The organism is Dyella marensis, assembly GCF_900112865.1.
GTDB classification, from domain to species: domain Bacteria; phylum Pseudomonadota; class Gammaproteobacteria; order Xanthomonadales; family Rhodanobacteraceae; genus Dyella_D; species Dyella_D marensis_A.
Map to the genome: position 1 here is coordinate 568656 of NZ_FONH01000002.1, position 12245 is coordinate 580900.

Annotated in this window: 9 protein-coding genes; 3 read left to right on the forward strand and 6 right to left on the reverse strand. The window is 68.5% G+C overall.

The window, feature by feature from the left end:
* Positions 1-68: 68 nt before the first annotated feature.
* The 6 genes from BM172_RS05430 to BM172_RS05455 form a co-directional block, all read right to left on the reverse strand.
* Positions 69-2969, reverse strand: coding sequence for a TonB-dependent receptor plug domain-containing protein (locus tag BM172_RS05430; RefSeq protein ID WP_026636355.1), 2901 nt, complete (start codon positions 2967-2969; stop codon positions 69-71).
* 82 nt (positions 2970-3051) lie between these two features.
* Positions 3052-5265: a glycoside hydrolase family 20 protein gene (locus BM172_RS05435; protein ID WP_177218786.1), complete on the reverse strand. Its 2214-nt coding sequence runs from the start codon at positions 5263-5265 to the stop codon at positions 3052-3054.
* Entirely contained in the window at positions 5262-6308 is a 1047-nt protein-coding gene (locus BM172_RS05440; protein ID WP_026636353.1) for a glycosyl hydrolase family 18 protein, read from the reverse strand. The genes BM172_RS05435 and BM172_RS05440 overlap by 4 nt, the downstream gene beginning before the upstream one ends.
* A complete protein-coding gene (locus BM172_RS05445) occupies positions 6308-7957 on the reverse strand; it encodes an alpha-L-fucosidase (protein ID WP_231504237.1) in 1650 nt (549 codons plus the stop codon). Before BM172_RS05445 ends, BM172_RS05440 begins: the two co-directional genes overlap by 1 nt.
* Positions 7932-8126, reverse strand: coding sequence for a hypothetical protein (locus BM172_RS05450; RefSeq protein ID WP_026636351.1), 195 nt, complete (start codon positions 8124-8126; stop codon positions 7932-7934). Before BM172_RS05450 ends, BM172_RS05445 begins: the two co-directional genes overlap by 26 nt.
* A complete protein-coding gene (locus BM172_RS05455; protein ID WP_026636350.1) occupies positions 8126-9118 on the reverse strand; it encodes a glucokinase in 993 nt (330 codons plus the stop codon). Before BM172_RS05455 ends, BM172_RS05450 begins: the two co-directional genes overlap by 1 nt.
* A gap of 424 nt (positions 9119-9542) precedes the next feature.
* Between BM172_RS05455 and BM172_RS05460 the strand changes: the two genes are divergently transcribed.
* Genes BM172_RS05460 through BM172_RS05470 form a run of 3 tightly spaced genes read left to right on the forward strand, consistent with a single transcriptional unit; the run spans position 9543 to position 12242 of the window.
* On the forward strand, positions 9543-10571 hold the full coding sequence (locus tag BM172_RS05460) for an aldo/keto reductase (RefSeq protein WP_081805251.1): 1029 nt from the start codon (positions 9543-9545) through the stop codon (positions 10569-10571).
* Entirely contained in the window at positions 10568-11458 is an 891-nt protein-coding gene (locus BM172_RS05465; protein ID WP_026636349.1) for an amidohydrolase family protein, read from the forward strand. The genes BM172_RS05460 and BM172_RS05465 overlap by 4 nt, the downstream gene beginning before the upstream one ends.
* A 37-nt stretch (positions 11459-11495) precedes the next feature.
* Positions 11496-12242, forward strand: coding sequence for an SDR family oxidoreductase (locus BM172_RS05470; RefSeq protein WP_026636348.1), 747 nt, complete (start codon positions 11496-11498; stop codon positions 12240-12242).
* Positions 12243-12245: the final 3 nt, after the last annotated feature.

Consider the following 12245-nt stretch of genomic DNA (forward strand, 5'->3'; position numbering starts at 1 on the left):
TGTGATGTACCCGGCCGGGGCAGCCGGACCTGCCGGCGGGGCGCCCAAGGGGCGCCCCGCCGTCTTGCTTAGTCGAGCTTGTATTCCACTTGCAGCGAGATCTCGCGACCGTTGTAGTTCGCGCCCTGCAGCGTCGGGATGAACTCGAAGCCGCCCGCGTAGTACGGGATCTTGCCGACCTTGTCGAACAGGTTGGTGACGGTCAGGCCGAGCCGCAGCTTCTCGTCGAAACGGTAGCCCACGGTGCTGCTGAAGGTCACCCACGGCGAGGTGTAGGCGTGATAGACCACGCAGGACGGATCGCCCAGCGCCGGCGTGATGCCGTTGGCCAGCACTTCGCAACCGCCGTAGTGCGGCGCACGCACGCCGCCCTGGCGCTCGCCGTACACCGTCACGTCCCACGGCCCGTTCAGCCAGTTCAAGGTGGCGCGGGTGCGCGTGGCAACGCGGTCGTAGCGGGTGTTGAGCAGCGGATCGCTGGCGTACTTGCGCAGCTTGTACGAGAGATTGTCGGTCCAGTCGAGCGAGAAGTTGAACGCGCCCCAGTTCTGCGTCTTCCAGCGATAGCTGACGTTGGCGTCCACGCCGCTGACGTACAGCTTGTTCTGGTTGATCGGGCCGGTGTAGACGGCGGTGATATTGCCCTGCGCGTCGCGGACCACGTTCGCTTCGATCTGCTTGCAGTACTCCGAGCCCTGCGGATGCAGGGTGTACGGCGCGCCGCCCACCTGCAGGCCGGTACGGCAACCGGCTTCGTCCTTCAGCACGTCGTCTTCGCCGACGTTGTCGATGGCGTTGTCGATGCCCATGTGCCAGTAGTCCGCCGACACCGACAGACCTTCGACCCAATTGACGTCCCACACGAAGCCATAGGTCCAGGCATGGCCTTCTTCCGGCAGCAGGTTATGGCCGCCGGCGGCATGCAGCGTGTAGTAGGTGGTGTGCTGGATCGCCGGACACACCGACTGATTGGCGGCGATGCACTGGTAGTAGTCGGAGTAGATGCCCTTGGTCGACAGCGAGTCCTGCTTGTACAGGTACTGCATGTCCGGCGCGTGGAAGTTGGTGCCGTAGGTGCCGCGCAGCAGCAGGCCCTGCAGCGGGCGCCACTCGATCGCCGTGCCCCAGGTACGGGCGATGTCGGCGCTGCTGGCGTCGCGGTACTTGTCCAGGCGGCCGGACAGGCTCCAGGTCAGCGTATCCGACAGCGGAATGCGGAACTCGGTACCCGCCGACAGGCGCATGCGGGTGCCGCCGCCGGCGTTGTAGTCCTGGAAGGGATCGCCGAAGGTGGTGGTATTGCCGCGCGCGTCGGGCGTCAGCTTGTAGCCCTGGTGGTTGGCTTCCAGCACGCCGGCGAAGCCGACCGGGCCGGCCCAGGTGCTGAACAGGTCGCCGGTGACGTTCAAGGAAGCCTGGTCCATCCACGACACGGCGGTGTTCTGGCCGGTCACCGCGAACGTGCTGTAGTCAGCCTTGGAGATCGGATTCCAGAAGCGCTGCTGGTTGATCGTATAGACCGGGTACTCCTCGCCGCCCACCGTGGTGGTGCCCTGCTGCGGCCCGAAGAAGTAGTTGAACATCCCCTGCTCGTTCAGGCCCGTGTAGCTCTCGCGCACGATGTACTTGGCGTGGCCGAGGTTGAGGTCCCAGTTGAAGCGGTTGTCGAACAGCGTGCCGCGCAGGCCCGCGTGGATGTCCCAGTTCTTCTCGTCGTCGTGGGTGTTGCCGTAGCCACCCATTTCGCCTGGCGTCAGCTGGCGGAAATAGTTGGTGATCACCTGGCCGGTGCCCTGGTCGTAGAACGAGCCGGGGATGCCGCCCATCGGATACAGGAAGGGCAACTCCGTGTTGGACACGCCATGGGTTTCCCAGTAGCCCACCGAACCGTAGGCCTGCAGGCCGCCGCCGAAGTCGTAATTGCCGGCCAGGAAGGCGTCGCGATCGTCGCGGCCCGGGGTCAGCACCCAGTTGCCGAACAGGTCGTTCTGCGCGCAGTAGCTGCCGCCGTCGGTGATGTTGGTGGGATCGACCGTGTTGCCGTTGGTCGCCACGCTCTGCTTGTGGTACTGGCTGAAGTTGTTCTTGAAGCCGCGCTGGTTACAGGCGCCCGCCGGCGGCGTGATGTACTTGCCGTCGCCGTCGGCCAGCATCAGGCCGGTGTAGCGCGGATAGCCGAACATGCGCGCATTCTGGTCCCAGGCGCCGTAGCCGGCATCGGCATCCGAATCGGTGTAGCGGCGGTCGCGGCCCCACAGCGGCGTGCGATGGCTGCGCTGCAGGTTGTAGATCACGTTCCAGTTGTCGCCCGAACGGCCGCCGACGAAGTTGAGGTCGCCGAAATCGCGGCCGCCGCGGGTGGAGGTGCCCAGCTGCACCTTGATGTCGTCACCCTGGTAGTTCTTCTTCAGGATGATATTGACCACGCCGGCGATCGCATCCGAACCGTAGATCGCCGAGGCACCCGTCGCCAGGATCTCGATGCGGTCGATCATGCCGGTGGGGATATTGTTGTAGTTCTGAAAATTGGTCTTGCCGTTGGCCGGCATCGGGTAATCGGTGACGCGATGGCCATCGATCAACAGCAGGTTGCGGTTCGAACCCATGTTGCGCAGGTTGAGCTGGCGCGCATTGACCGAGGTACTGCCCCAGCTCGGCGGCGTCTCGGCGATGCCGGCCTGGGTGATCGAGTTCATCACCTCGTAGACGGTGTTGAAGCCCTGCTTCTGGATTTCCTCGCCCTTGATGATGTTGACCGGCGCCGGGCCTTCCACTTCGGCGCGCGCGATGCGCGAGCCGGTGACCACGACCTTGTCCAGCGTCTTGGCCTTCTTGTCCCCTTGCTGGGCCTGGTCCTGCGACTGGGCCTGGTTGGTGCCGGCGTCCTGCGCGTGCAGCGCGAACGTTGGCAACAGCACCAGCGCGAGTGCGCTGGCGAGTCTGTGACGGCGTAGTGCGATGTGCGACATGGTTAACTCCTCCCCGTTAGATGGATGCCTTCCCCCGAAGGCGCAGGTACAGCTTGTTGCTCCTGTTGCCCGACGCGCTCCCTCAGCGCGCCAGGATTTCGTCGACGAACGTCCAGGTATGGCGCTCGTCTTCCGCCGGATGGCGGGTCAATTCGATACGCAGATAGCGTGCGCTGAACGGCCGGGAGGCCGTATAGGCCACACGCTGTATATGGCCCACGTGGTCGCGCTCGATCGGCTTGATCTTCACCTCGCGCAGGGTGGTCCAGTGCTTGCCGTCCGCAGAGGCGGCGAAGCGCACCTTGCGCGGCCACCAGATCCACGATTCGTCCTGCTGCAGCACGCCGACGCTGACCTCGTGCAGCTCGGTGACGCTGCCCAGGTCCAGGCTCAATTTGGGGTCCTGCTCTTCCCAGCCGAGCCATGCGCCGTTCTTGAACTCCACGCCTCCCAGCAGGCCGTCGGTGAGCGTCGCCGCGCCATGGCCGCTATAGGCGGCGTCAGGGGCAGGATCGGTGCTGGCGGCGGCGCCGAAGGCGGCGCTGCGCTCGAGCTGGAACGAGCGCGGATGGTCGTAGGCGCGACCGCGGCGGAACGGCACGATGCGCAGCGTGCCGGGTTGTTTCAAGTCCAATACATCCGTGAACGAAGGCGATGCCGCCGTGGGCTCGCTGCCGTCGGTCGTGTAGTGGCTGACGACGTCGTCGAAGCCGCGCTGCGCGCTCACCCGCCAGCCGTCGTGCGCGGCATTGGCGCTGACCGCGTAAGCGGCCGTGTCGCGGTCTTCCGGCGCATACGCCACCTGCCAGGCGTCCAGGCGCGGGTATTGCGCGGCCAGGCGCTGGTGGAAATCCGCATAGGCGGCGGCGTCCGCCGTGCCGCCGCGCCACAGCCGTTCGGCGAAGGCAAGCAGGCGCGGGTACAGGCGCTGCTCGGCGTTCAGCGGATCGGCGCGCTCGCTCCACAACGGGGCCTCGGCGCCGAGCACCTGCTTGCTCTGCGCGAAGTCGGCATTGCCCAGCGGATCGACCAGGTAGAGCTTCTCCACGGTCAGCCGCGTCAGCGGCGAGTCGAGGTAGTACGGGCTGGCGTTGATCACCCGGTTGCCATTGGCGAACGCCTTGCCCAATCCGGCATCGCCGCGCCAGACCTCGACCACCGCGGCAGGGTCCACGCCGCCTTCGAGGACCTCGTCCCAGCCGATCATGGTCTTGCCCTTGCCGGCCAGGTACACCTGCATGCGCCGGATGAAGTAGCTCTGCAGGCCGGCCTCGTTCTCCAGGCCCTGCTCGCGGATCAGCTTGTCGCAGTCCTCGCAGTGGCTCCACGCACCGGCCGGCACTTCGTCGCCGCCGATGTGCACGTACGGCGACGGGAACAGCGGCAGCACTTCGTCCAGCACGTTCTGCAGGAACACGTAGACGTTCTCGTCCGCCGGGCAGAACACGTCGCTGAACACGCCCCAGCCGGTCGGCACCGCGATCGGCTTCTTCGCGCAGGACAGCTCCGGGTAGGCCGCGACCGCCGCCGAGCTGTGGCCCGGCATCTCGATCTCGGGAATCACCATGATGTTGCGCTGGCGCGCGTACTCCACGACTTCGCGGATCTGCTCCTGCGTGTAGAAACCGCCGTAGCGGCTGCCGTCGGCCTCGGTGCGCCAGGCGCCGACCTCGGTGAGCTTGGGATAGCGCTTGATCTCGATGCGCCAGCCCTGGTCCTCGGTGAGATGCCAGCGGAACACGTTGAGCTTGTAGTAGCTCATCAGGTCCAACTGCTTCTTGACGAAGGACACCGGATAGAAATGCCGGCCCACGTCGAGCATGTGGCCGCGATAGCCGAACGCCGGAGCGTCCTCGATGCGCACCGTTGGTATCGTTACCTTGGCCGACCCGGAAGCATCCGGCGGGAGCAGCTGGCGCAGCGTCTGCACGCCCCAGAACAGGCCCTGGTCGGTGGACGCGCGGATCTCGATGCCGCGCGGCGTGACCTCCAGGCGATAGGCTTCCTCGCCGGCCAGCGCCGGATCCAGGCGCAGCGCGATGCGGCGGCCCTTGCCCGCCATGTGCAGGTCGATGCCGGCCTGCGCCTCGACGGCGTCGTGCAGGAACGCGGCGATCTCCTTCGAGCGCGCATCGGCCGGCGCCTCGATGCCGACCTTCGGGTCCAGCACGAAGCTGCCCTTGCCCTCTTCCACGTGCTGCGGATACGGCACCAGCGCCAGCCCGGCATGCGCGAACGCAGCCCAGGCCAGGGCTACCACGGCCACGCCACAGCGCAGGACGTTAGCCTTCCTCATCGCGTGGCCTCCGGCAGCTCGTCCCATACTTTCGGATCCTCGGCGCCCAGCACCCACGAGCAATAGCCCTGCAGCCCATATTGCTTGACCAGCGCCACGCGGTCGCGGAAGGCGCGCGCATCGGGCAGGAACACCCATTCGCGCATGCCGTCGCGGTAGAACCAGAACCAGCTTTCGTGCTCCACCGGATCCCACTGGATGGTGGCGCCGTACTGCCTGGCCAGCGGGAAAGACTCGTCCGCGTCGATGTAGGCGGCGGCGATGTTCGATTCCTCCTTGCCGTCCTCGCGGCGCGGATCCGCCGTGTACCAGTGGTAGCCATAGGTGGCGATGCCGACCGAGAGCTTGTCCTTCGGCACCAGGGTCAGCGCGTACTCCAGGTGCTGCACCGTCCACGGCATGCCGCCCACCGGGCCCGGCGTGGTCCAGCGCGTGTGCTGGTCGTAGGTCATCAGGCAGATCAGGTCGGCCGACTGGCCCAGCGCCTTGAGGTCGTAGGCACCGCGCCAGTACTTCCACATCCACTGCGCGAAACCGCCGCCGCCGGCGTAGCCCGGAGCGTTCGGCACCACCGCGATGGACAGCTGCAGGCCGTGCTTGTGCAGCGCCTCGGCGGTCTGCTTCGTCATCAGGCTGAGCGCGTCGCGGTCGTTCCAGTCGATGTTCTCGAAATCGAACTGGAAGCCGAGATAGCCGTGCCTGGTGCCCTGCTCCACCAGCGCGGCGATCATCGCCTTCTTCGCCGCCTCGTCGTGCAGCAGCTGGTGGAACTTGTCGCGCAGCCCGCCGGCCGAGAGGATCGGCATCACCGGCATGCGGTGCTGCCTGGCCAGCTGCATCACCAGCGGATTGGGCTCGCCGGAGACCAGGCCGCTTTCGTCCACGTGATACCAGGTCGGCACCACCACGCCGATCTTGTCGGCATGCGCCTCGAACGAGGCCATCGATTTGGGCGTGCCCATCAGATAGAACATCGCGCCGGGAATGCGCGCGCAGGCCAGCGCGGGGGCCAGCAGCAAGGCGAGGAAGAACAGGCGCCGCATCACTTGCTCCCCAGCTCGATACGCAACACGTACACGTATTCGCCGACCGGCTTGGCCGGCAAGGTCAGGTGCAGGCCGTCGTCGGCCTGCTTGAACGGCACGGACTTGCCGTTGGCGAGCAGGGTCACCGACTTCACGCCGTCTTCCGCCTTCAGCGCATGGATCACCGCCTTGCCGTCCGCCGGCCAGGCCAGCTCGATCGCGTAGAGCCTGTTGCCGTGCCTGGTGAAGCGGAAGTCCTGCGCGGTGAACGGCTTGGTCTTGGTTTCCTGGAACGATCCGCCCTGGACCTCGGTCGGACCTTCGCCGAACTGGCGCCACGGCGTGGTGCCATAGACCGCCTCGCCATTGGTCTTCAGCCAGCGGCCGATCGAGCGCAGGGTGTCCTGCGCGGCCTGCGGGATGCTGCCGTCTCCGCGCGGGCCGATGTTGAGCAGCAGGTTGCCGTTCTTGCTCACCACGTCGACCAGCAGCTGGATCAGCTCCTGCGGCTGCTTGTAGGTGTCGTGCTCGACGTAGCCCCAGGAGTCGTTGCTGATCGAGGTATCGGTCTGCCAATGGGTGGGATTGATGCCGGTGAGGCGGCCGCGCTCCACGTCGTAGGTGCCGGCGCCGTCGGCGAACTCGCCGAACTTGTAATTGACCACCACGCCGCCGCGCGTCGCGCCCTGGTTGTAGTAGTAGGCCAGCATCTTCGGCAGCGAGTTGCGGAAGGTGGGATGGCCGATCCACCAGTCGAAGTAGATGAGGTCCGGGTGGTAGTCGTCGATCAGCTCGGTGGTGCGCGCCAGCCAGTCGTCGAGCCAGGCCTGCGAGACGTAGGTGAAGTCGCCGGAGAGGTTGTCGCTGTCCGGGCCGCTCATGCGCAGCTGCGCGGGGCCGTAGAACTCGGCGTACTTCGGATCGTTGACGTCGGAAGCGAACTCGCGGCCGTTGCCCATGAACCAGTCGTGCTCGGCGCGATGCGAGGAAAGGCCGAAATGCAGGCCCTCGGCGCGGATCGCCTTGGCCAGCTGGCCGATCACGTCGCGCCTGGGGCCCATCTTTACCGCAGTCCAGTCGCTGAGCTTGGAGTCGTACATGGCGAAGCCGTCATGGTGCTCGGCCACCGGCACCACGTAGCGCGCGCCGGCTTCGCGGAACAGCCTGGCCCATGCCGCCGGATCGAACTTCTCCGCCTTGAACATCGGGATGAAGTCCTTGTAGCCGAACTTCGCCTGCGGCCCGTAGGTGGCCACGTGGTGGGCGAACTCCTTGCTGCCCTGCACGTACATGTTGCGCGAATACCACTCGCTGCCGAACGCGGGCACCGAGTACACGCCCCAGTGGATGAAGATGCCGAACTTGGCGTCGTCGTACCACGCCGGCGAGTGATAAGCCTGCAGCGACGCCCAGTCGGCGCGGAACGGGCCGGCGCCGTCGCCCTTCTCCACTTCCGCCAGCAGCGCCTGGCGCTGCGGCTCGAACTTGGCGCTGGCCTGCTGCCAGATCTCGCTGTTGCGCCGCGGGCTCTGCGTCTTGGCGGTGGGCGCAGTGGGCGCGGTGGCGTCCTGGGCGTGCGCGGCGAAGCCGGCGCAGGCGCACAGCAATGCGACGGCTAAACGCCAGCGCAGCGGGCGCGGCTCAGTGCAGTTCGATGCGATAGGCATGGGCATGCAGTCCTGTGGGGGCAGTGGGGAGGCGCAAGTGCAGGCCGTCCGCCTGCTGCTCGAAGGGGATGTCGGCGCAAGCCGCCAGCGGCGTGGCGCGCGCGTCGGCCGCGCCGGATGCGAGCAGCGCGAGCGCCAGTGCGCCGGGACGAACCAGGGATGCCTGCATCAGCGGTTCGCCGGCCGGTCCAGCAACCAGCTGGCCGCGCCGATCACGCCGAGCTGGCCGTGATCGACCACGCGCACCGGCACGTTGTCCAGGAATGGGCGCATCACGCCCTTGTCGAGGAAGCGCTCCAGGAAACTGCTGCCGCGCACATAGCCGGCGAGGCGGGACAGGAAGCCGCCGGCGAGGTAAATGCCGCCGGTGGCCTGGTACAGCATGGCCAGGTCGCCGGCGAAGGAACCCAGCCAGCCGCAGAACAGGTCCAGCGTTTCCCTGGCGCGCGGATCGCTGCCTTCGATGGCCGCGGCGGTCACCGCGGCAGGCTCCGCGCAGGCCGGCACCTTGCCCTGCTCGCGGCACAGCGCCTCGTACACGCGCAGCACGCCAGGCCCGGACAGCACGGCTTCGTACGAGATGTGCGTATCGCGCCCGGCGAGCAGGCGCATCACGTCCTGTTCGCGGCCCACCCGCGCAGCAAGTTGCATCTGGCCCGCTTCGCTGGGCAGCACTACCGACGGCGAACCCGGCAGGCGCACGGCGGCACCCAGCCCGGTGCCCGGTCCCACCACCACGATGGGGCCGGGCGCCGAGGCGGCGCGCGCGGGGGCATGCAGCAGCGGCGAACGCGCGGTGTCGATGTACGGCGCCGCATGCGTCAGGGCCACGAAATCGTTGAGCAGGTGCACTTCGTCCAGCCGCAACTCGGCGGCCAGCGCGGCCGGCTCGATGCGCCACGGCAGGCTTTCGTTGATCAGCACGCCTTCGTGCGCGCAGCCGGTGCAGGCCAGCACCAGCTCGCGCGGGCGCGAGCCGAGGCCGTCGAGGAAGGCGCGCACGATCGCGGCGAAGCTGGCGTGCTCGCCGCAGCGGAAGATCCGGTACGCCTGCACTACCGGGCCGCCGCCGCGGTTGCCCGGCGCCATCAGCGCCAGCCGCGCATGGGTGCCGCCGACGTCGGCGGCGAGGAACGGGCGGCGGCTGGCGTGCGCGGTCATGGTGGGCGAGCCTTCCGATGTCGCGATGGGGGATGCGGGTGTACGGTCCGCCGCGGGAGGCGCGCCGTCCACGGGCCAGGCGGCGCCAGCGAACGCTGAAGTGGTTTCGTGCCGGTCCACGCCTAGCCTCCCCTTCATCCCCAGATGCCGCCGCAGCGGCGATGGCGCCGGCCAACGGAACGTCGCCGACATTCACCGGCGAACCGATGGTTCATATTTACTTAGATCGTTTCAAGTCGCGTTGCAACACAAATTTCATCGTCCTTACGAACTGGCCGTATTCCACTTGTAAATACACATTTCATAGGTGCACACTGATTCGATACCCGGCGCGGGGCACGGAGAGGGGCGCGCGCATGGGCCAAAGTCCCCGCCAGGTCCGCCTTCGAGGCCGGCTCCGGGGGACGCTCAGCGGAGTTTCTGCATGGCTGATCCAGGCATTCCCAACCCGCACGGCGCCGGACGGCACGCGCCCCGGCGAGGCCCCGCGGTATCGCGGCTGGCCTTCGGCGGCGCCCCGATCGGCAACCTGTACGCCGGGGTGGACGAGACCATCGCCCGGCTGGCGGTGGAGCGCGCCTGGCAGCACGGCATCCGCCACTTCGACACCGCGCCCTACTACGGCTACGGCCTGGCCGAGCAGCGCCTGGGCGCCGCGCTGGCCGGCGTGCCGCGCGCCAGCTACACCCTGTCCACCAAGGTCGGTCGCCTGATCGAGGACGCGCCCGGCCGCGATGCGCTGGCCGACGGCTTCGACGTGGCCGGCAAACGCGCGGTGTTCGACTACAGCCGCGACGGCGTGCGCCGCGCGGTGGACGCTAGCCTGCGCCGCCTGGGCGTGGAGCATGTCGACGTGCTGCTGCTGCACGACATCGGCGCCCTCACCCACGGCGCCGGGCATCCGCGCATCCTGCGCCAGGCCCTGGACGAGGCCCTGCCCGCGCTGGCCGAGCTGCGCGCGCAGGGCGTGTGCGGCGCGATCGGGCTGGGCGTGAACGAGGAAGCGGTCTGCCTGGAAGTGATGCCGCGCTTCGAGCTGGACGTGATCATGCTGGCCGGCCGCTACACCCTGTTCGAGCAGGAGCACGGCGCGCAGGTGATGGCCGAGGCCCTGCAGCGCGGCGTGTCGATCTTCGCCGCCGCGCCGTACAACTCCGGCCTGCTGGGCGGCGACCAGCCCGGCGACACCTACAACTACGCGCCCGCCGATGCCGCGGTGCGCGCGCGGGCGCAGCGCTTCTACGACGTCTGCGCCGAGGCCGGCGCCAGCGTCGGTGCCGCCGCGCTGCAGTTCCCGCTGTTCCATCCGGCCGTCGCCACCGTGGTGTGCGGCATGCGCACGCCGGCCGAGGCTGACGCCGCCGCCGCGCGGCGCGATACGGCGCTGCCCGAACAGCTGTGGCCGCGGCTGCGCGCCGCCGGCCTGCTGGGCGAGCATGCGGTGACGCCATGAATCCGCTCCACGCCAGCGTAATCGACGCCCACCAGCACTACTGGCGCGTGCAGCGCGGCGACTACGGCTGGCTGGCCGACGCGCCACACGTGCTGCGGCGCGACTTCCTGCCGTTCGAACTCGACCCGCACCGCGCCGCCGCCGGCGTAACGCGCGCGATCCTGGTGCAGGCCGCACCGACCGAGGCGGAAACGCGCTTCCTGTTCGAACTGGCCCGCGCCGACCGCGCCGTGGCCGGCGTGGTCGGCTGGGTGGATTTCGAGGCGACCGACGTGGATGCGCGCATCGCCGCGCTGGTGCGCGACGGCGACGGCCTGTTGCTGGGCCTGCGCCCGATGGCGCAGGACATCGAGGACCCGCACTGGCTGGCCCGTCCCGAACTCGACGCCGCCTTCGCCAGCCTGCAACGGCACGGCCTGGCCTTCGACGCCCTGGTGCGCCCGGACCAGTTGCCGGCGCTGCTCGCGCGGCTGGAACGCGAGCCGCAGCTGCGCGCCGTGCTCGACCATGGCGGCAAGCCGGCGATCGACGGCGTCGCCGGCTTCGACGCCTGGGCCGCGCCGATCGCCGCGCTGGCGCAGCGCAGCTCGCTGCAGTGCAAGTTCTCCGGCCTGCTCACCCAGCTGGCGCCGAACCTGCCGGAAAGCGCCTTGGCGCCCTACGTCGAGCACCTGTTCGCCTGCTTCGGCCCGTCGCGCCTGCTGTGGGGCAGCGACTGGCCGGTGCTGACCCTGCGCGGCGACTACGCGCACTGGATCGACCTGGCGCGCGCCTATGCGCACCGCCTCGCCCCCGGCCACGAGGCCGCGATCTTCGGCGGCAACGCCGCCGCCTTCTACCGCCTCGCGCCGACTTCCCATCCGCACCGCAAGGAGATCACCTCATGATCGCTCGCCATCTTCGTTCCGCGTCGGAGCTGCCGGCATGAGCGGCCGTCTCGCCGGCAAGCATGCGCTGGTCACCGCGGCCGGCGCCGGCATCGGCCGCGCCACCGCCCTCGCCTTCGCCCGCGAAGGCGCGCGCGTGCTGGCCACCGACATCGACGAACAGGCGCTCGCCGCGCTGTCGGCCGAAGCGCCGGAACTGCGCACTGAACGCCTGGACGTGACCGACCCCGTGCAGATCGACCGCCTGGTCGCCAGCCATCCGCCGTTCGACGTGCTGTTCAACTGCGCCGGCTACGTGCACGCCGGCACCATCCTCGACACCGACGACGCGGCCTGGAAACGCTCCTTCGCCATCAACGTCGACAGCATGTTCCACCTGTGCCAGCGCGTGCTGCCGGCCATGCTGGAGCGCGGCGGCGGCAGCATCGTCAACATGTCCTCGGTCGCTTCGAGCATCAAGGGCGTGCCCAACCGCTTCGCCTATTCGACCACCAAGGCCGCGGTGATCGGCCTGACCAAGTCCGTCGCCGCCGACTTCGTCGGCCGCGGCATCCGCTGCAACGCGATCTGCCCGGGCACGGTGAAGACGCCGTCGCTGGGCGACCGCGTGCGCGCGCTGGGCGGCGACGAGGACGCGGTGTGGCGCGGCTTCGTCGAGCGCCAGCCGATGGGGCGCCTGGGCAATCCCGAGGAGATCGCCATGCTCGCGCTCTATCTCGCCTCCGACGAAGCGGCCTTCACCACCGGCACCGTGCACATCGTGGACGGCGGCTGGTCCAACTGAGGA